This window comes from Cellulomonas sp. P4_H12 (genome assembly GCF_056400905.1).
Genome location: NZ_JBFUKJ010000001.1, coordinates 300,416 through 318,827, shown reverse-complemented (window position 1 = coordinate 318,827; position 18,412 = coordinate 300,416). Strand labels below are relative to the sequence as shown.

The window sequence follows — 18,412 nt, the reverse complement described above, 5'->3', positions numbered from 1 at the left end:
GGCGGCGACGGCAGCCTGCACCGATGACCGACCTCGTCGACCTCTGGCCCCTCGCCGGCCTGCGCGTGCGCAGCGGTGACCTCGAGCTCCGCTTCCTCGACGACGAGCACCTGCTCGCGCTCGCCCGGCTCGCCGCCGACGGGATCCACGCGCCGGAGGCGATGCCGTTCACGGTCCCGTGGACGCGCGGCACCCCGACCGAGGTGGCGCGCAGCATCCTCACCTACCACTGGGGCCGCCGCGCCGCCGTCGCGCCGGAGGCCTGGCAGCTCGAGCTCGCGGTCGTCCGGGCCGGCGAGGTCGTCGGCGTGCAGGGGCTCATGGCGAAGGACTTCCCGGTGACGCGCGCGGCCGAGACCGGCTCGTGGCTGGGCCTGCGGCACCACAGGCAGGGCATCGGCACCCGCATGCGGCTGATGATCCTGCACCTGCTGTTCGAGGGCTTCGACGGCCGACGTGCGGCCACCAGCGCCTTCGACGACAACGCGCCCTCGAACGGGGTCACGTGCCGGATCGGCTACACCGAGAACGGTGTGGACGTCCTCGCCCGCGAGGGAGCGCCGGCGCGCAGCAACCGCTACGTGCTGGACCGGGCGTCGTGGGACGCGCGCCCGGCAGAGCTGCGGCCGGAGGTCACGCTCGTCGGGATCGAGGCGGCCCGGGAGCAGCTCGGCATCTGAGGGTCCCCGTCGTCCACAGATCCGCCCGCCGTGCGTCCTGTGTCGGCACGCACCCTTACGGTGACGGCTCCACCGCACACCGGGAGCCCCGATGCCGAAGTCCCCTGACGAGACCCTCGCGCTGATCCGCACGCTCCTGGCGATCGCGGACGGCGGTTCGCCGCACCAGCCCGAGCGCGAGCTCGCGCGGAACCGGGCCGAGAAGCTCATGCTCCGGCACAGCATCGACGAGGCCGCGGCGCGGATGACGACGGAGCGAGCGCGCGAGCCGGTCCGCACGGACGAGGCCGTCACGGGATCGTGGGTGCTGGACCGGATCGAGCTGCGCACCGCTGTGTACGGTGCCTTCGGCTGCCGCCCTCTGCGCACGCGTCGGGGCACCAGCACCGAGTTCGTCGCGTTCGGGTTCGCGTCCGACATGTCGATGGCGGCCGTGCTGACCGCGTCGCTCGAACCGCAGATGCTGGCCGAGATGTCCGCGCACGGCGGCACACCGAGCGACAAGCGGACGTTCGCCGCCGGGTTCGCGGCGATCGTCGCGCGCCGCCTGCGGCAGTTCTACGCCGAGGCGCTCGTCGTGGCGGAGACCGAGGGGACGTCGAGCGCGCTCGTGCTCGCCGCGCGCGACCGGGACGTCGACGCGGCCGTGGATCGTGCGTTCCCGTTCGTGCGGCGCACGACCCGACGGCTCTCGGGGCGAGGCTGGGCGGCCGGGGCGGAAGCCGGTGCCAGGGCCGACATCGCCGTGTCGGACCGCACGGTTCCGGCCGCCAGCACCCGCGCGCTGGGGCGGTGACGTACCGAGAGGTGGCCACCCTGACTCAGACCTTCGGGGCATCCGGACCGCCGACGTCGCCGTTTGGGGCCTGTTCGGGCAGGGACGGGACTAGGGTGTCGACCGCCAGGGCGGTCCCTCGGCCGGTGCCGGACGTCGCACCGCGCGGGCAGACGCAGCCGGGCGTCGGACGCGTCGGGGCAGGCGCGACCGTCCCACGCGTTCTCCCGGAGGTCCGATGAAGCCCCTCGTGAGCACCACCCGTTCCCCCCGTCGTACGGCGGCGATCGGCGTCGTCGCCGCGACCCTCACCGTCGGCGCGACCGGGGCCGCGTACGCCCTCGCCCGCTCCGCCGCCGCCGAGCCGGACACCACGGTGATCGTGGCCGGCGGGCCGGCCACCCCTGCGGCCACGGAGACCGTGGCCGCCGCGGAGGCTGAGACGGCACCGGCGGAGGTCGCAGGCGCCGACGAGTACACCGAGGAGCGGTCCGACGCGTTCTGGGCGGCGGGCTACTACATGGAGGACGCGAACGCCCTCGCCGACCTGTGGCAGGTGCCGCTCCTGGAGGCGAAGGGTCGCGCCGGCCAGCTGCTGCTCGACGGCCAACCGGTGCCGGTCGCCCCCGGGTCGTCCCTGGACCTCACCGACCCCGACACGGTCGCGATGCTGGCAGCCGAGGCGTACTGGGACGCGGGCTACACCGGCGAGGACGGGGAGAAGCTCGCCGCGCTGTGGCACGTCGACGTGTTCGAGGCAAAGACGACCGCGGGCCAGATGCTCGTCGCGGGGCAGACGCTGCCGGTGCCGCCGAGCGGCACCCCGACGTCCTGACGAGTGACCGGTACCGGACCGAGGGCCACGCTCACGTGGGCGAGCTGACCTGGCGGGTCGGGTTCGAGGTCGAGCTCCTCGCACCCGACGGCTCCGACCGGCTCACGCTCGCCGAGCGGATCGCCGCCGACCACCACGGCTGGGTCGAGCGCTCGTTCCACACCGACTCCGAGCCGTCCCCGGTCCCGGGCGTCGGACTCTTCCGGCACCTGTCGCCGGCGTTCCAGGTCACGGACGCGAACGGGGCGCCGGTCGTGCGCCTCGTCGACGACGTGACCATCCGCGCGGACCTCGCGGGATCCACCGCACGCGGCCACCGCGGTTGGTACCGCGTGCTCGTCGACGACGGCCGCTTGCTGCGGCTGGTCGAGAGGCATGCCGACCCGTCAGCACCGCTCGCGTCGGTGCTCGAACAGGTCGCGGAGCTGTTCGGGGTCGACGTCGACGCTGGTCCCGACTCGGCCCGCGTGAACGACTCGGCCGGGGCGACCGTCGCGGTGGCGCTGCCGCTGCCACCCGGTCGAGAGCGTCCGTGCGAGCTGGTGACACCGCCGCTGGTCTCCCGGCACGGGGAGGCCCTGGGCCGGCTGCTCGCGCCCGCGCGCGAGCTCGGCTTCACGGTGCCGCACGAGGCCGCCGTGCACCTGCACCTTGATGCAGGCCCGTTCCGTCGGCTGGCCGCGTTCGCCAACGTGGTCCGCCTGTTCGGGTGGTGGCGCGAGCAGCTGTGGGCCGCCCTCGGCACCAACCCCGCGTGCCGGCGTCTCGGGCCCCTGCCGTCGGCCCTCCTTGGCCTCGTGGAGCGCGCACCCGACGACGCGCCGCAGGAGTGGGCGGCGCTGGCGGAGGATGCCCGGGCGGTCGGGCTGACCAAGTTCGCGGACGTCAACCTCACGCAGGTCGTCGCGACGCACCCCGTGCGAGACACGCTCGAGGTCAGGATCCTGCCGGGCTCGATCGAGGAGGACGCGATCGTGCGTGGCGCCGCCCTGATCGAGGCCCTGCTACGCCGGTGCCTGGACGACCGCCCGATCCCCCGGCCGGATGCCGGCGGAGCGTCGGACGCGCGTTCAGCGCTGCTGAACCTCGCGGACGTGTCTGAGCGGCGCCCGTACTCGGACCGCTCGTGGTGGAGCCAAGGGGACTCGAACCCCTAACCCCCTGCTTGCAAAGCAGGTGCGCTACCAATTGCGCCATGGCCCCGTGCGAGCCCGGGCGGGCTCACTCGAAGGTGTCGGTGACCTCTGCCCACAGGTCTCGCTCGTCGCGATCCTGTGCGTACTTCTGCCACACGACGAATCCGACGGCGGCAAGGGCCACCAGGAGCAGGAGCTTCTTCATCGGTTCCCCCACGGGTCGGGAGTGGGCCTAACAGGACTTGAACCTGTGACCTCTTCCTTATCAGGGAAGCGCTCTAACCGTCTGAGCTATAGGCCCGTGCACTGCGTGCGCCGCAGTGGCGCCGGACGAGACTACCCCAGGGCAGGGGTGCCACCAAAACGCGTGCGCCTCACTCGTCGGTCATGGTCACGTGCACGCCGCCGACGAGCGCCGCCACGATGTTGTAGAGGAACGCGCCGATGGTCGCGAGGGCCGTCAGCAGGAACACGTCGATCACCGCGATGAGCGTCGCGCCGGAGATGATCCGGGAGAACTCGACGTACTGCAGGATGTCGATCCCGCTCTCCGTGCCGGTGATCTGCGTGACGAGGTTGTCGGCCTTGGTGAACACCTGCAGCCCGTTGAGCGTGAACCAGACCACGGCGGCCGCGACGACGAACATCACGCCGATGGCGACCGACAGCAGGAACGACAGCTTCATGACGGACCAGGGGTCGACCCGGGAGATCGCCAGCCGCACCCGGCGGGGCGCGCCGTGCGGCCCGACCGTCGGGATGCGACCCGTGCTCGGCCGCGCACCGGTGAGGTTCTCGGTCGAGGTCGCCGTCCGCGGGGCGGTCGAGCTCGCCGCCGGGGCGGCCGTCGGGGTCGTCGTCATGGTCGGTTCCTTGGGGGGCCGGGGTCGAGTAGCCGCAGCGAACGCGGCGGACGTGGCGACACCGGCCTTCTTGAGCCAGACCGTGGCGGTGTCCACTGCCACCATCATCGGGGACGGCGAGTCGTCCTCGTCGCCGACCGTGGCGGTCGTGGTGTCACGATCCTGTGGAGATATCGCGGTGGCCGTCGCGCCTGCCGCGCCCGAAGGCTCCGCGGACCCGTTGCTCGACGCCCGCTCCGCCGATCCGTTGCTCGACGACCGTTCGGACGAACCGTTGCTCGCCGCCCGTTCCGCCGAGCCGTTGCTCGCCGTCCGCTCGGACGCGGGACGGCTCGTGCTCGTGCGCTCCGGTGCGGGGCGGGTCGACGAGTCCGAGCGCGGCTCCGACCGGGTCGACGTGCGCGCCGGCGTCACCGTGGGCGGCATGACGCTGGCCGGCACCGTGAACGCGGTGGTCCCGTTGGTGCCGTTCAGGCTGGGCACGTGCGTCGCGGCGTCGTCGGCACCGGTCTCGTTCCACGCCGACGACGATCCCGAGCGTGGCGTGGACGTCGTGGTGCGACCTGCGGTCGTGGGCGTCGTCGGGCGCTTGCGTGGCGGGATCGAGGGGGGCGTGGAATCGGTCATGCGTCCTCCGCTGACTGGTCGGTCACGGCCTCGTCGGCGGGCGTCTCGGCGTCAGACAGACCGTCCGCGGCGTCCGATCCGTCGGAAACCTGGCCATTCTCAGCGCCCACGGTACCTGCCTCGTCGGCCAGGTGTCGCTCAGTGTTGCGGGCGACAGCGATGATCCGGTCGCCGTTGTCGGGCTTCGCGAAGATCACACCCTGCGTGGTGCGGCCCGTCGCGTTGACCTCCGCGGTGGCCGACCGGACGATCTTGCCGCGCTCCATGATGACGAGCACCTCGTCGTCCGGGTCCACCACGAGGGCCCCCACCAGGTCACCGTTCGCCTCGGGAAGGTTGGCGACCTTGATGCCCAGGCCGCCGCGGCCCTGCTGGCGGTAGTTCTCCACGGTGAGCGCGGTGCGCTTGGCGATGCCGCCCTCGGTCACGGTGAACAGGAACGCGTCCTCGCGCACGACGTCCATGGCCAGCAGCTCGTCGTCCGCCCGGAACTTCATGCCCGTGACGCCGGAGGTCGCACGGCCCATGGGTCGCAGCGACTCGTCCGAGGCGGTGAACCGCACCGACTGACCCTTGCGCGACACCAGGATGAGGTCCTGGTCGGAGTCGACCAGCCGCGCCGAGACCAGCTCGTCCGGCAGACCGTCCTCGTCCTCGCGCAGGTTGATCGCGATGACACCGCCGGAGCGGTTGGAGTCGTAGTCCGTCAGGCGCGTCTTCTTCACCAGACCGCGCTGCGTGGCCAGCACCAGGTACTCGGCCTTGGTGTAGTCGCGGATGTCGAGCACCTGCGCGATCTTCTCGCCCGGCTGGAAGGCGAGCAGGTTGGCCACGTGCTGGCCCTTGGCGTCGCGGCCGCCCTCGGGCAGCTCGTACGCCTTGGCGCGGTAGACGCGACCGAGGTTGGTGAAGAAGAGCAGCCAGTGGTGGGTGGTCGTCACGAAGAAGTGGTCGACCAGGTCGTCCTCGCGCAGCTGCGCGCCGCGGACACCCTTGCCGCCGCGGCGCTGCGCCCGGTAGTTGTCCGACCGCGTCCGCTTGGCGTAGCCGCCGCGCGTGATGGTGACGACCATCTCCTCCTCGGCGATGAGGTCCTCGACGCTGACCTCGCCGTCGAACGGCAGGATCGTCGTGCGTCGCTCGTCGCCGTACTTCGCGACGATCTCGCCCAGCTCCTCGGAGACGATGTCCCGCTGCCGCTGCTCGGAGTCGAGGATCGCCTGGTACTCGAGGATCTCGGCCTCGAGCTTGGCGTAGTTCTCGAGGATCTGCTGGCGCTGCAGCGCGGCGAGCCGGCGCAGCTGCAGGTTGAGGATGGCGTTGGCCTGGACCTCGTCGATGTCGAGCATCTCCATGAGGCCGGTGCGCGCCTCGTCGGAGTCGGGGGAGCGCCGGATCAGCGCGATGACCTCGTCGAGCGCGTCGAGCGCCTTGAGGTACCCGCGGTAGATGTGGATCTCCGCCTCGGCCTCGCGCAGCTTGTAGCGGGTCCGGCGCACGACGACGTCGAGCTGGTGGGTGACCCAGTGGCGCACGAACGCGTCGATGCTCAGCGTGCGGGGGACGTCGTCGACGAGCGCGAGCATGTTCGCGCCGAACGTGTCCTGCAGCTGAGTGTGCTTGTAGAGGTTGTTGAGCACGACCTTGGCGACGGCGTCGCGCTTGAGCACGATCACCAGGCGCTGACCGGCGCGACCGCTGGTCTCGTCGCGGATGTCCGCGATGCCGGTGACGCGGTTCTCCTTGACCAGGTCGGCGATCTTCTTGGCCAGGGTGTCGGGGTTGACCTGGTACGGCAGCTCGGTGACCACCAGGCAGATGCGGCCCTGGATCTCCTCGACCTCGACGATGGCGCGCATCGTGATCGATCCGCGGCCCGTCCGGTACGCCTCCTCGATGCCCTTGTGGCCCAGGATCGTGGCGCCCGTCGGGAAGTCGGGGCCCTTGATGCGCACCAGCAGCGCGGCCAGCAGCTCCTCGCGCGACGCGTCGGGGTGGTCGAGGTGCCACTGCACGCCCTCGGCCACCTCGCGCAGGTTGTGCGGCGGGATGTTGGTGGCCATGCCGACGGCGATGCCGGACGAGCCGTTGACCAGCAGGTTCGGGAACCGCGACGGCAGGACCGTGGGCTCCTGCGTGCGGCCGTCGTAGTTGTCCTGGAAGTCGACGGTGTCCTTGTCGATGTCCCGGACCATTTCCATGGACAGCGGCGCCATCTTGCACTCGGTGTACCGGGGGGCGGCCGCGGGGTCGTCGCCCGGGGAGCCGAAGTTGCCCTGGCCGGCCACCAGCGGGTAGCGCAGCGACCAGTCCTGGACCAGCCGGACGAGGGCGTCGTAGATCGCCGTGTCGCCGTGCGGGTGGTACTTGCCCATGACGTCGCCGACGACGCGCGAGCACTTCGAGAACTGGCGGTCCGGGCGGTACCCGCCGTCGTACATCGCGTAGAGCACGCGGCGGTGCACCGGCTTCAGGCCGTCACGGACGTCCGGCAGGGCGCGGCCGACGATGACGGACATGGCGTAGTCCAGGTACGAGCGCTGCATCTCGAGCTGCAGGTCGATCTGGTCGATGCGGCCGTGCTCGATCTCGTTGCCGGTGGTCTCGCTCAACGTGGTTCCTTACGTTCGGTGCGTGCGTGTGGCCCGTGCGGTCTCTCGATCAGATGTCGAGGAACCTCACGTCCTTCGCGTTGCGCTGGATGAACGAGCGACGGGACTCGACGTCCTCGCCCATGAGGACCGAGAAGATCTCGTCGGCCGCCGCCGCCTCGTCGAGCGTGACCTGCAGCAGCGTGCGGTGCTCGGGCGACATCGTGGTCTCCCAGAGCTCCTGGTAGTCCATCTCGCCGAGGCCCTTGTACCGCTGGACCGAGTTCTCCTTGGGCAGCCGCTTGCCGGAGGCCTGCCCGTCGGCGATCACGGCGTCCCGCTCGCGGTCCGTGTACACGTAGTCGTGCTCGGCGTTCGACCACTTGATCCGGTACAGCGGCGGCTGGGCGAGGTACACGTGGCCGTGCGTGATGAGGTTCGGCATGTAGCGGAACAGCAGCGTGAGCAGCAGGGTCCGGATGTGCTGACCGTCGACGTCGGCGTCGGCCATGATCACGATCTTGTGGTACCTCAGCTTGGACAGGTCGAAGTCCTCGCCGATGCCCGTGCCGAACGCCGTGATCAGCGCCTGGACCTCCTGGTTGCCCAGCGCCCGGTCCAGTCGTGCCCGCTCGACGTTGAGGATCTTGCCGCGGATGGGCAGGATCGCCTGCGTCCGCGGGTTGCGGCCGCGGACCGCCGAGCCGCCGGCCGAGTCGCCCTCGACGATGAAGACCTCGCACTCCTCGGCCCGGTTCGACTGGCAGTCGCGCAGCTTGCCCGGCATGCCGCCGGACTCGAGCAGGCCCTTGCGGCGCGTGGCCTCGCGGGCCTTGCGCGCCGCCATGCGCGCGGCGGCGGCCTGGATCGACTTGCGGATCACGTCGCGGGCCTCGGTCGGGTGCGACTCCAGCCAGTCGCCGAGCTGGTCGTTGACCACCCGCTGGACGAACGTCTTGGCCTCGGTGTTGCCCAGCTTGGTCTTGGTCTGGCCCTCGAACTGCGGCTCGCCCAGCTTGATGGAGATGACTGCCGTCAGGCCCTCGCGGATGTCGTCGCCCGTGAGGTTCTCGTCCTTCTCCTTGAGGATGCCCTTGTCGCGCGCGTAGCGGTTGATCAGCGAGGTCATCGCCGCACGGAAGCCTTCCTCGTGCGTGCCGCCCTCGGTGGTCGAGATCGTGTTGGCGTAGGTGTGCACCGACTCCGAGTAGGCGTTGGTCCACTGCAGGGCGATCTCGACGGCGATCCGGCGCTCGGTGTCCTCGGACTCGAAGTCGATGATGTCCGGGTGGACGACCTCCACCTTCTTCGCGCTGTTGAGGTGCTTCACGTAGTCGACCAGGCCGTCGTCGTACTTGTAGGTGACGTTCCGGAACGGGGCCGGAGCGCCCTCCTCCTTCTCCTCCTCGCCGGTGACCTCGTCGCCGGTGTCGAGGTGCGCCGGGCGCTCGTCGGTGAGCGAGATCTGCAGGCCCTTGTTGAGGAAGGCGTACTGCTGGAAGCGTGCGCGCAGCGTCTCGAAGTCGTACTCGGTGGTCTCGAAGATGGCGGGATCGGCCCAGAACGTCTGCGACGTCCCGGTCTCGTCCGTCGGCTCGCCCTTCTGCAGCTCACCCAGCGGCTTCCCGCCGTCGGAGAAGTTCTGCTGCCACGTGAACCCGTCGCGCTTGACCACGGTCTCGACCCGGGTCGAGAGGGCGTTGACCACAGAGATGCCGACGCCGTGCAGGCCGCCGGACACGGCGTAGCCCGCGCCGCCGAACTTCCCGCCGGCGTGCAGGATCGTCATGACGACCTCGACGGTCGGCCGGCCCTCGGTGGGGTGGATGGCGACAGGGATGCCGCGGCCGTTGTCGACCACGCGGACGCCGCCGTCGGCGAGCAGTGTGACCTCGACGTGGTCGCAGTAGCCGGCCAGGGCCTCGTCGACGGAGTTGTCGACGACCTCGGTCACCAGGTGGTGCAGGCCGCGCTCTCCGGTGGAGCCGATGTACATGCCGGGGCGCTTGCGCACCGCCTCGAGACCCTCGAGCACCGTGATCGCACTGGCGTCGTACCCGCCGTTGCCGCTCTTCAACGTGCTGGACGGGGTGGTGCTCTGCTCGGCCACGGGCGGTGGTGCTCCTCAAGCTCTCACACGCGACGGAGGGCGCCGACCGAACTTCACCGGATCGGATCACTCCATGACGCTGGAGTTCCAGGCACAGATGCGCCAGGAATGACCTTCACAGTCTACCTGGTGGACGGGCCTGGACCCTCTTTTCCCCCAGGTGTCCGCCCCGGGTCTTCGCGGTCAGCGGAACGTGTCGCGCTCGCCCCGTCCGGCCACCCGCTTGGGGCCGGTCTTGAACCGCGGCCCCCCCGGGTTCAGGACGGTGATCTCGAGCACGATGCCCTCGCCGAGGTCGGCCGCGAACCGGCCCAGCATGGCCGGCGCCAGGAACTTGAGCTGCGTCGCCCAGGACGTCGAGTGCGCCCGCAGCGTCAGGGAACCACCCTCGAACGACACGTACTCGCAATGCTCGGCCACCTGCGGGCCCACCAGCTCGGACCAACGGTGCTTGAGCACGCCCGCCACCTGGTCCGACGTGCCGCCCAGCTGGTCGAGCAGACCGCCGACCGTCGTCCCGATGAGCTGGGGGTCACGCGCACCCGGTCCCGCGGTGCCCATCTGCACCTGCAGCAGCGGCCGGCGGCGCGCGGGGTCACCCGGTCGGAAGCCCCGCTGCGCGGCGGCCGCCTTCGCCCGACCCAGTGCCCCGAGGGCCACCTGTCGCGGAGGTGTCAGCTCGACCAGGTCCCGCAGCGGCGTGCCGTCGACCGGCCTGGGCTTCGGAAACAGCTCACCCTCAGAGGACACGCGCCACCTCGCCGCCCATCACGTCGACGCGCGCGCCGGCCAGCGGTGCGGGCACGTCGTCCGCGACCGCCGCGGTGATGAGCACCTGCCGCGCCGGGGCCACCAGCTCGGCGAGCCGGTCGCGCCGCCGCGCGTCGAGCTCCGCGAACACGTCGTCGAGGATCAGCACCGGCTCGCCGTCCGGCCCCCAGTCGCCGCCGCCCCACCCGTCGTCACCCTCGTCCCCGTGCGTGAGCAGCTCGTAGGACGCGAGCCGCAGCGCCAGGGCGAACGACCACGACTCGCCGTGGCTCGCGTACCCCTTCGCCGGGAGCCCCCCGAGCGCCAGCACGAGGTCGTCCCGGTGCGGACCGACCAGGCTGACGCCGCGCTCGATCTCCTTGGTGCGCAGGCGACCCATCGCCTCGAGCAGCTGCGCCTCCACCAGCTCGACCGAGGCGGTCTCGTCGTCCGTCTCCAGCACCGCGTCGAGCGAGGCCTTGTAGGTGACGATCGCGGCGCCCTGTCCCGCGCTGACCTGCTCATACGCGCGCTCGATGTGTGGCGCGAGCGACCGGACCAGGTTCCGGCGCGCGACCACGATCTGCGCCCCCGTCTGCGCCAGCTTGGCGTCCCAGACGTCGAGCGTGCGCAGATCGGTGCCACCGCCACGTCGGGCGGCGCCGGCCGACTTCAGCAGGGCGGACCGCTGGCGCAGCACCCGGTCGTAGTCCGTGATCACGCCGGCCACCCGGGGCGTGAGCTGGACCAGGAGATCGTCCAGGAACCTCCGCCGGCCGTCCGGATCACCCTTCACCAGGGACAGGTCCTCGGGCGCGAAGAGCACCGTGCGCAGGATGCCGAGCACGTCGCGCGCCCGCGTCGGCGAACCGCCGTTCACCCGCGCCCGGTTCGCCTTGCCCGGCGTGACCTCGATCTCCACCAGCGACGACCGCGGCTGACCCGGCTCGAGCTCGCGGACGACCTTCGCCCGGACCACCGCCCTCGTCGTGCCGGCGCGCACCAGCGCCGCGTCGGTCGGCACCCGGTGGCTGCCCAGGGTCGCGACGTACCCGAGCGCCTCGACGAGGTTGGTCTTGCCCTGCCCGTTCGGGCCGACGAGCGCGGTGATGCCCGGCTCGAGCGGCAGCTCGACCTGGGCGTACGACCGGAAGTCCGTCAGGGACAGGTGGGCGACATACATCTGCTGCTCAGGCGGACGGTGGCACAGCGGCGCCCGGTGCAGGCTGGGTCGACGTCACCGGGCCCGTGGTCCCGGCCGGCTTCACGGCGTGCCCGCCGAACTGCTGACGCAGCGCCGCGACGGCCTTCATCGCCGGCGACTCCTCCTGGCGGGACGCGAAGCGCGCGAACAGCGAGGCCGAGATCACCGGAGCCGGGACCGCGAGGTCGATCGCCTCGTCGACGGTCCACCGTCCCTCGCCCGAGTCCTCCACCCAGTCGTCGATCTCGCCCAGGCCCGGGTCCTGCTCGAGCGCCTTGACGAGCAGCTCGAGCAGCCAGGACCGCACGACGGTGCCGCGCTGCCACGCGCGCATCGTGCCGTGCACGTCCGTGACCAGGTCCTTCGCGGCCAGCAGCTCGTAGCCCTCGGCGTACGCCTGCATCAGGCCGTACTCGATCCCGTTGTGCACCATCTTGGCGAAGTGGCCAGCTCCGACGGTCCCGGCGTGCACGAAACCCTCGGCGCGCGGACCCTCCGGCCGCAGCGCGTCGAACACCGGCATGACCTTCGCGACGACGTCCGCGTCCCCGCCGACCATGAGGCCGTACCCGTTCGCGAGACCCCACACCCCGCCGGAGACACCGGCGTCGAGGAAGCCCACGCCGTGACGGGCCAGCACCTCGGCGTGCTTCATGTCGTCCTGGTAGTACGAGTTGCCGCCGTCGATGAGCAAGTCGCCCTCGGTCAGCAGGCCGGCGAGCTCGTTCACCACCGCATCGGTGATCTCACCGGACGGGACCATGACCCACACGATGCGTTCGCCCGCCGGGAGCGCATCGACCAGCGCCTCCAGCGTCGGCACGTCCGTGACGTCGGGATTGCGGTCGTACCCGGTGACGTCGATGCCCGCGGCGCGGATGCGCTGCCGCATGTTCGCGCCCATCTTGCCCAGACCCACCAGACCGATGTGCATGCGCCTGCCTCTTCTTCAGTTCGCGTCCTGCCTGTCCCGCCCACTCTGCCGCAGCAGCGGGCCGCGCGCCGACCGATCGTCAGCTGGCGAAGCGGATGGGCACCAGGAGGTAGCGGTACTCGGGGTTGTCCTCGCCGTCCAGCGACTCCTGGCCGGTGAACTCCACCGGCTTGTTGGGGTGCGTGAACGAGAGTCGGACGAACGTGGTGCTCAGGGCGCCCAGGCCGTCCAGCAGGAACTGCGGGTTGAAGGCGACCGAGATGTCGTCGCCGACGAGCGTCGCCTCGAGCGCCTCGGACGCCTGGGCGTCGTCGCCCTGGCCCGCGTCGAGGACGACCTGTCCCTCGCTGAACGACAGCCGGATGGGGGTGTTCCGCTCGGCGACGAGCGCCACGCGCTTGGCGGCGTCCGCAAGCGCGTGCGTGCCGACGATCGCGTGGATGGGCGTCTCGTCCGGGAAGAGCCGGCGGACGGCGGGGTAGTCGCCGTCGACCAGCAGGCTGGTCGTCTGACGACCGGCGGCCTCGAACCCGATCATGTCGACGCCGGAGCCGGTGGACAGCGCGACGGTCACCGATCCGGCGCTGCCCAGGGACTTCGCGGCGTCGGTGAGCGTGCGGGCGCGCACGAGCGCCACGGTGGAGATGTCCGGCGAGGCCGGCTTCCACGTGAGCTCGCGCAGCGCGAGCCGGTAGCGGTCCGTGGCCAGGAGCGTGACCTTCTCGCCCTCGATCTCCACGCGCACGCCCGTCAGCAGCGGCAGCGTGTCGTCGCGGCTGGCGGCGACCGAGACCTGGGCGACCGCGTGCGTGAGCTCGTCGCCGTCGACGGTGCCGGTGGTCGGCGGCATGACCGGGAGGTTCGGGTAGTCCTCGACCGGCATGGTCAGCAGCGTGAAACGGCTGGCACCGCAGGTGACGACGACCTTGGTGCCCTCGAGGACCACGTCGACGGGCTTGTCCGGCAGCGCACGGGAGATCTCCGCGAGCAGACGCCCCGAGACCAGCACCGAGCCCGCCTCGCTGACGTCCGCCGGGATCTGCGACCGGGCCGAGACCTCGTAGTCGAAGCTCGAGAGCTGCACCGTGCCGGTGGTGTCGGCCTCGAGGCGGACACCTGCCAGGACGGGGACCGGCGGCCGTGTGGGAAGGCTGCGCGCCGTCCACGTGACGGCGTCCGCGAGAACGTCGCGGTCGACCCGGAACCTCATACCTCACCTCTCGTCGAGCGGGCCTGCCGGCGTGCCGTCACAGGGTTGTGCGGAGGTCCGGTCGGACAGGCGTCAGGCGAACACTACGCGAGTGGTCCGACGCTCGGTACGGGCAGGTGGATGACAACGACAACCGTGTCGTTCGTGGGGGCTCGGGGTCCTCTGGCGGTGTGTGGATCCATCACAGAGAGAAGTGTCGTCATCGTCATCGGTCCTGTGCACTGTGTGGATCACCGGTGTCCCCGCAGGTCAGGTCGACTTCCGGCTGTGCACGTCGCCTGTGTGCCAGATCGGACACCCCGTGGACGGCCGTGGGGAGCTGTGGTGGGGCGATTCTGCGTCCACGGGCACGGGCCCTCCTGTCCACATGACAAGGCGGGGTCGTCCACCGTCGTCCACAGGTGTACGCACAGGTGTGGAGATTCGTCCCATGCATGTCTCATTCCGAGAGTGAAGGTTGGGGTCAAGGGCCTCGGAACGTTTCGACGGTGAGAGTTGTCTCATGGCGGATCGCCGTCTATGCCCGTTTCTGGATGCGAAGAACGCCCTGTTTCGTCCGATTGCCGACATCGGTGCAGGTCAGCGCGCTGCGGCTGCCTTCTCGAACGCCGGATGCGCCGAACGGGTGAATCCCGTCACAAGCATCCCCAGGTTCCTGTGGATGGCTGTGGATAACTATGGGGAAGTGGTCGGTCGAAAGGGGCTGAACAGGCCGTTCGTCAGCCTCGGTTCTGCTGCTTGATCCGGTTGGTGAGCTCGGTGACCTGGTTGTAGATCGACCGTCGCTCCGCCATGAGCTCGCGGATCTTGCGGTTCGCGTGCATGACCGTGGTGTGGTCGCGACCGCCGAACGCCTGCCCGATCTTGGGCAGCGACAGGTCGGTGAGCTCACGGCACAGGTACATGGCGATCTGGCGGGCCGTGACCAGGACTCGCGAGCGGCTCGAGCCGCAGAGGTCGTCGATGCTCAGACCGAAGTACGCGGCCGTCTGGCCGATCACCTGCGTCGCGGTGATCTCCGTGGTCTGGTCGTCGGTGATCAGGTCCTTGAGCACGATCTCGGCGAGCGAGAGGTCGACCTGCTGCCGGTTGAGGTTCGCGAACGCGGTCACCCGGATCAGCGCACCCTCGAGCTCCCGGATGTTGGTCGAGATCTTGGACGCGATGTACTCGAGGACGTCCGGCGGCGCCTGGAGGCGCTCGCTGCCGGCCTTCTTGCGCAGGATCGCGATGCGGGTCTCGAGGTCCGGCGGCTGGACGTCGGTGATCAGGCCCCACTCGAACCGGGACCGCATCCGGTCCTCGAAGCCGTTCAGCTGCTTGGGCGGCAGGTCGGACGTGATCACGACCTGCTTGTTCGCGTTGTGGAGCGTGTTGAACGTGTGGAAGAACTCCTCCATCGTCTGTTCCTTGCCCTGCAGGAACTGGATGTCGTCGATGAGGAGAACGTCGACCTCGCGGTAGCGGCGCTGGAACGCGCCGGCCTTGCCCTCGCTGATCGAGTTGATGAAGTCGTTGGTGAACTCCTCGGAGTTCACGTAGCGGACGCGCACGCTCGGGTAGAGGTTCTGTGCGTAGTGGCCGATCGCGTGCAGCAGGTGCGTCTTGCCGAGCCCCGAGTCCCCGTAGATGAACAGCGGGTTGTACGCCTTGGCCGGGGCCTCGGCCACGGCGACGGCAGCGGCGTGCGCGAAGCGGTTCGAGCTGCCGATGACGAAGGTCTCGAAGAGGTACTTGGGGTTGAGGCGAGCCGGCTCGGCCGGCTGACGGCGGTTGGTCCCCGTCGGCGACGGCCGGTCGTCATCCCGACCGTTGTACCGGCCGCCCCGGCGAGCGTCGTGGTCGGGCTCGTCGTCGTCGGCCACAAGTGACAGGTCCGGGCGCGCCTCGCGCCGGGCGTCGGCCTCGTCGGCCTCGCGCTCGTCCCGCGACGAGCTGTACTGCTCGTGGCGCTGCTCCGGTGCGACCACACGAAGCGCAGGCGGCGCGTCCTCGGCCAGCTCCGGGTCGACGGTGATGGCGAAGCGAGCCTCGCGGTCGAGGGCGGCGCTCAGGGCGACGGTCACCTCGCCACGGACACGGGACTCCAGGTAGTCCTTGGTGAGGTCGTTGCCGACAGCCAGCAGCAACGTTCCGTCGAGGAGTCCGAGGGGCCGGGCCAGGCGGACGAACGCGATCTGTCGTGGCGTGATGTCCGGACTCGACTCGAGGGTCGACACCACGTGACCCCAGACCCGGGAGAGCTCTTCGTCCTGTGACACGTGCTACCTCGGCTGTTCGTTCGCGTGGGTGGTCGAGTCTCGCACGAACTGTGTTGTCCACACAGTTGTCCACACCTGTGAGCAGATGACCCGGTCGGAGTCGGGGCGTCCACGGCCCGGTGAGGACGGCGTTCGCGCGGTCCGTCGTCGGGAGGGTTCGTCGCGTTCCCGGTCCGTCCACCACATCGTGATCCACAGGCCGTCCGCCCCCTGCGACGATCCTCGATCGTAGTGGCAGGGTGAGTGGCCCGGGAGGGCCCGCGAGGGTGACGTCCGAGTGCCGCTCGCGGACGCTCTGTGGCACGATCGGTGCGGCGAGTCGCGCGCATTTGACCGGCCACCACGGCGGGAAGTACGGTATTGCAGCCTTATCGATGGCTCCTCCTGGCGCGCCCTGACGCCGCACGCGCGGTTCTACGACCGCACGCGTGTCCCGGAGCTTCGGTCTTGGCAGCCTGAACCTGGTCGCGCGGCATGCGAGGCCCACCCGATGTAGTTGGAGACTCTCGTGACCAAGCGCACCTTCCAGCCGAACAACCGGCGCCGGGCCAAGACCCACGGCTTCCGTCTGCGCATGCGCACGCGTGCCGGCCGGGCGATCCTGGCGGCACGTCGCCGCAAGGGCCGCTCGGAGCTCTCGGCCTGACGCCACCGTCGGTGATGTCCGCTGCGCATCGCATGCGCCGCGCTGCCGACTTCGAGCAGGCGGTGCGCAGAGGTGCGCGCGGCGGACGGGACACCCTCGTGGTGCATCTGACGACACGGACCGATCACTCGCCCTCCGGGCCAGTGGTCGGTCTTGTCGTGTCCAAGGCGGTAGGCACGGCGGTGACGCGGAACCTGGTGAAGCGTCGGCTGCGGGAGCTCGTGCGTGCGCGGCTCGACGGGCTTCCGTCTGACGCCGGCATCGTCATCCGGGCGCTGCCCTCTGCTGCGGAGCGACCGTTCGCTCTGCTGGGGGCCGACCTGGACGCTGCGCTCGAGACCGCTGCGCGTCGCGCGCGACGTCGGACCGAGGCGTAGTCATCCCATGAACTTCCACCGGGTTGCCCGTGTCGTGTTGCGTTCCCCAGCGACGCTGCTCCTGTTGCTGCTCCGGGGGTACCAGCGCTTCATCTCACCGATGACGCCGCCCACCTGCAAGTTCTACCCGTCCTGCTCGCAGTACGCCGTGATCGCGGTGCAGCGCCACGGCGCGATCCGTGGCACGCGGCTCGCCGTGTGGCGGCTGCTCCGCTGCAACCCGTGGAACCTGGGCGGCGTGGACGACGTTCCACCTGCACGGTCCGCTCACCGTCATGCCCACGTGGCTGCTGCCACGCACTGATCCCCCAACGAGGAGTTCTGCCACATGTCGTGGTTCGACGGTCTGCTGAAACCGATCATGGTCGTCGTGGCCTGGATCATGGTCCAGTTCCACTCCCTCTTCTCCGCCATCGGGCTCGACCCCGAGGGCGGTGCCGCGTGGTCGCTGTCCATCGTCGGCCTCGTGATCGTCATCCGGATCGCGCTGATCCCGCTCTTCTTCCGCCAGATCAAGGCGTCGCGGGGCATGCAGCTCATCGCCCCCCAGATGCAGGCGATCCAGAAGAAGTACAAGGGGAAGACCGACCCCGCGTCCCGTGAGGCGCTGCAGCGAGAGACGATGGCGCTCTACCGCGAGAACGGGACCAACCCGTTCGCGTCGTGCCTGCCGATCCTCCTGCAGTCCCCCATCTTCTTCGCGCTGTTCCGTGTGCTGATCGAGCTGCCGGGCATCGCCTCGGGCCAGTACCCGCCGGTCGGCCCCATGACGCCCGAGCTCGCCGCGCAGGCCGAGGCGGCGACGATCTTCGGCGCTCCGCTGTCCGGGACGTTCATGCAGGCCGGCGACAACTGGCACATCCGTGTGGTCACGGTCGTCCTGATCATCGCGATGTCCGCCACGACGTTCCTCACCCAGCGCCAGCTGACGATGAAGAACATGCCGCCCGCGGCGCTGCAGGGCCCGATGGCGCAGCAGCAGAAGGTGCTGCTCTACGTCCTGCCCTTGATCTTCGCCTTCTCCGGCGTGAACTTCCCCATCGGTGTCCTCATCTACTGGACCACCACCAACCTGTGGTCGATGGGCCAGCAGTTCTACACGATCCGCCGGATGCCGGCGCCCGGTTCCCAGGCCGAGATCGCGATGAAGGAGCGGAAGGCGCGCAAGGCCGCCGCCCACGCTCCGTCCATCGAGGACGCACCGTCGACGCCGACCCTGCTCATCGAGGAGAAGCCGCGCGGTCAGCGTCAGCAGCCCAAGCGCAAGGACCGCAACAAGCCGCGTGTCGTCACCGACGACGTCACCGACAAGCCCGTGAGGTCGGCGGACGACGAGTCCGACGGGCCAAGCACGAAGGCGCCCGGCGCCCCCACCAAGCCAAAGAAGTAGCGCACCCGCGCGACGTTGATCGG

General features: G+C 70.3%; 18 protein-coding genes and 2 tRNA genes. 9 read left to right on the top strand and 11 right to left on the bottom strand.

Annotated elements, in window-relative coordinates:
* Positions 1–23: 23 nt before the first annotated feature.
* The 4 genes from AC1DQC_RS01570 to AC1DQC_RS01555 all read left to right on the top strand — a co-directional run bounded on the left by AC1DQC_RS01570 (position 24) and on the right by AC1DQC_RS01555 (position 3,447).
* Positions 24–680 (top strand): GNAT family N-acetyltransferase, encoded by a 657-nt coding sequence (locus AC1DQC_RS01570; RefSeq protein WP_477049470.1) that lies wholly within the window; start codon positions 24–26, stop codon positions 678–680.
* 91 nt (positions 681–771) lie between these two features.
* Positions 772–1,476 carry a DUF7168 domain-containing protein gene (locus AC1DQC_RS01565; RefSeq protein WP_477049469.1) on the top strand — a complete coding sequence of 235 codons (705 nt, stop codon included), beginning with the start codon at positions 772–774 and terminating at the stop codon, positions 1,474–1,476.
* Positions 1,477–1,705: 229 nt separating this feature from the next.
* Entirely contained in the window at positions 1,706–2,290 is a 585-nt protein-coding gene (locus tag AC1DQC_RS01560; RefSeq protein ID WP_477049468.1) for a hypothetical protein, read from the top strand.
* A 35-nt stretch (positions 2,291–2,325) separates the two neighbouring features.
* The gene (locus AC1DQC_RS01555; RefSeq protein WP_477049467.1) at positions 2,326–3,447 is read left to right on the top strand and encodes an amidoligase family protein; all 1,122 of its coding nucleotides are present in this window, start codon (positions 2,326–2,328) and stop codon (positions 3,445–3,447) included.
* Here the strand turns inward: AC1DQC_RS01555 and AC1DQC_RS01550 are convergent.
* The 10 genes from AC1DQC_RS01550 to dnaN all read right to left on the bottom strand — a co-directional run bounded on the left by AC1DQC_RS01550 (position 3,418) and on the right by dnaN (position 13,715).
* A tRNA-Ala gene (locus tag AC1DQC_RS01550) sits at positions 3,418–3,493 on the bottom strand. The two genes, AC1DQC_RS01555 and AC1DQC_RS01550, sit on opposite strands and share 30 nt — an antisense overlap.
* Positions 3,494–3,511: 18 nt before the next feature.
* A complete protein-coding gene (locus AC1DQC_RS01545; protein ID WP_477049466.1) occupies positions 3,512–3,631 on the bottom strand; it encodes a DLW-39 family protein in 120 nt (39 codons plus the stop codon).
* 22 nt (positions 3,632–3,653) lie between these two features.
* Positions 3,654–3,727: transfer RNA gene (locus tag AC1DQC_RS01540), tRNA-Ile, on the bottom strand.
* 73 nt (positions 3,728–3,800) lie between these two features.
* Positions 3,801–4,916 (bottom strand): DUF3566 domain-containing protein, encoded by a 1,116-nt coding sequence (locus tag AC1DQC_RS01535; protein ID WP_477049465.1) that lies wholly within the window; start codon positions 4,914–4,916, stop codon positions 3,801–3,803.
* Positions 4,913–7,528: a DNA gyrase subunit A gene (gene gyrA / locus AC1DQC_RS01530; protein WP_477049464.1), complete on the bottom strand. Its 2,616-nt coding sequence runs from the start codon at positions 7,526–7,528 to the stop codon at positions 4,913–4,915. The genes AC1DQC_RS01535 and gyrA overlap by 4 nt, the downstream gene beginning before the upstream one ends.
* A gap of 49 nt (positions 7,529–7,577) precedes the next feature.
* Positions 7,578–9,617 carry a DNA topoisomerase (ATP-hydrolyzing) subunit B gene (gene gyrB / locus AC1DQC_RS01525; protein WP_477049463.1) on the bottom strand — a complete coding sequence of 680 codons (2,040 nt, stop codon included), beginning with the start codon at positions 9,615–9,617 and terminating at the stop codon, positions 7,578–7,580.
* 183 nt (positions 9,618–9,800) lie between these two features.
* Complete coding sequence (locus AC1DQC_RS01520; RefSeq protein WP_477049462.1) at positions 9,801–10,367, bottom strand: DciA family protein; 567 nt, start codon at positions 10,365–10,367, stop codon at positions 9,801–9,803.
* On the bottom strand, positions 10,357–11,550 hold the full coding sequence (gene recF / locus AC1DQC_RS01515; protein WP_477049461.1) for a DNA replication/repair protein RecF: 1,194 nt from the start codon (positions 11,548–11,550) through the stop codon (positions 10,357–10,359). Before recF ends, AC1DQC_RS01520 begins: the two co-directional genes overlap by 11 nt.
* Positions 11,551–11,557: 7 nt before the next feature.
* Positions 11,558–12,505, bottom strand: coding sequence for a phosphogluconate dehydrogenase (NAD(+)-dependent, decarboxylating) (gnd, locus tag AC1DQC_RS01510; RefSeq protein WP_477049460.1), 948 nt, complete (start codon positions 12,503–12,505; stop codon positions 11,558–11,560).
* Between the two features lie 79 nt (positions 12,506–12,584).
* Positions 12,585–13,715 (bottom strand): DNA polymerase III subunit beta, encoded by a 1,131-nt coding sequence (gene dnaN / locus AC1DQC_RS01505; RefSeq protein WP_477049459.1) that lies wholly within the window; start codon positions 13,713–13,715, stop codon positions 12,585–12,587.
* 502 nt (positions 13,716–14,217) lie between these two features.
* Here dnaN and AC1DQC_RS01500 point away from each other — a divergent pair.
* Positions 14,218–14,457, top strand: coding sequence for a hypothetical protein (locus tag AC1DQC_RS01500; RefSeq protein WP_477049458.1), 240 nt, complete (start codon positions 14,218–14,220; stop codon positions 14,455–14,457).
* Here the strand turns inward: AC1DQC_RS01500 and dnaA are convergent.
* On the bottom strand, positions 14,435–15,976 hold the full coding sequence (gene dnaA / locus AC1DQC_RS01495; protein ID WP_477049457.1) for a chromosomal replication initiator protein DnaA: 1,542 nt from the start codon (positions 15,974–15,976) through the stop codon (positions 14,435–14,437). The genes AC1DQC_RS01500 and dnaA overlap by 23 nt on opposite strands.
* A gap of 508 nt (positions 15,977–16,484) precedes the next feature.
* Here dnaA and rpmH point away from each other — a divergent pair.
* Genes rpmH through yidC form a run of 4 tightly spaced genes read left to right on the top strand, consistent with a single transcriptional unit; the run spans position 16,485 to position 18,389 of the window.
* Positions 16,485–16,622, top strand: a complete 138-nt coding sequence (gene rpmH / locus AC1DQC_RS01490) for a 50S ribosomal protein L34 (RefSeq protein ID WP_159808264.1) — start codon at positions 16,485–16,487, stop codon at positions 16,620–16,622.
* Between the two features lie 14 nt (positions 16,623–16,636).
* A complete protein-coding gene (gene rnpA, locus AC1DQC_RS01485) occupies positions 16,637–16,999 on the top strand; it encodes a ribonuclease P protein component (protein ID WP_477049456.1) in 363 nt (120 codons plus the stop codon).
* 7 nt (positions 17,000–17,006) lie between these two features.
* The gene (gene yidD / locus AC1DQC_RS01480; RefSeq protein ID WP_477049455.1) at positions 17,007–17,303 is read left to right on the top strand and encodes a membrane protein insertion efficiency factor YidD; all 297 of its coding nucleotides are present in this window, start codon (positions 17,007–17,009) and stop codon (positions 17,301–17,303) included.
* A 24-nt stretch (positions 17,304–17,327) separates the two neighbouring features.
* Entirely contained in the window at positions 17,328–18,389 is a 1,062-nt protein-coding gene (gene yidC / locus AC1DQC_RS01475; protein WP_477049454.1) for a membrane protein insertase YidC, read from the top strand.
* The last annotated feature ends 23 nt before the right edge of the window (positions 18,390–18,412 follow it).

Coding starts and splice junctions, on each gene's coding strand:
- AC1DQC_RS01570 (WP_477049470.1), top strand. CDS start 24: ATGACCGACCTCGTCGACCTCTGGCCCCTCGCCGGCCTGCGCGTGCGC.
- AC1DQC_RS01565 (WP_477049469.1), top strand. CDS start 772: ATGCCGAAGTCCCCTGACGAGACCCTCGCGCTGATCCGCACGCTCCTG.
- AC1DQC_RS01545 (WP_477049466.1), bottom strand. CDS start 3,631: ATGAAGAAGCTCCTGCTCCTGGTGGCCCTTGCCGCCGTCGGATTCGTC.
- AC1DQC_RS01535 (WP_477049465.1), bottom strand. CDS start 4,916: ATGACCGATTCCACGCCCCCCTCGATCCCGCCACGCAAGCGCCCGACG.
- recF (WP_477049461.1), bottom strand. CDS start 11,550: ATGTATGTCGCCCACCTGTCCCTGACGGACTTCCGGTCGTACGCCCAG.
- gnd (WP_477049460.1), bottom strand. CDS start 12,505: ATGCACATCGGTCTGGTGGGTCTGGGCAAGATGGGCGCGAACATGCGG.
- dnaN (WP_477049459.1), bottom strand. CDS start 13,715: ATGAGGTTCCGGGTCGACCGCGACGTTCTCGCGGACGCCGTCACGTGG.
- AC1DQC_RS01500 (WP_477049458.1), top strand. CDS start 14,218: ATGGCGGATCGCCGTCTATGCCCGTTTCTGGATGCGAAGAACGCCCTG.
- rnpA (WP_477049456.1), top strand. CDS start 16,637: ATGTCCGCTGCGCATCGCATGCGCCGCGCTGCCGACTTCGAGCAGGCG.
- yidD (WP_477049455.1), top strand. CDS start 17,007: ATGAACTTCCACCGGGTTGCCCGTGTCGTGTTGCGTTCCCCAGCGACG.
- yidC (WP_477049454.1), top strand. CDS start 17,328: ATGTCGTGGTTCGACGGTCTGCTGAAACCGATCATGGTCGTCGTGGCC.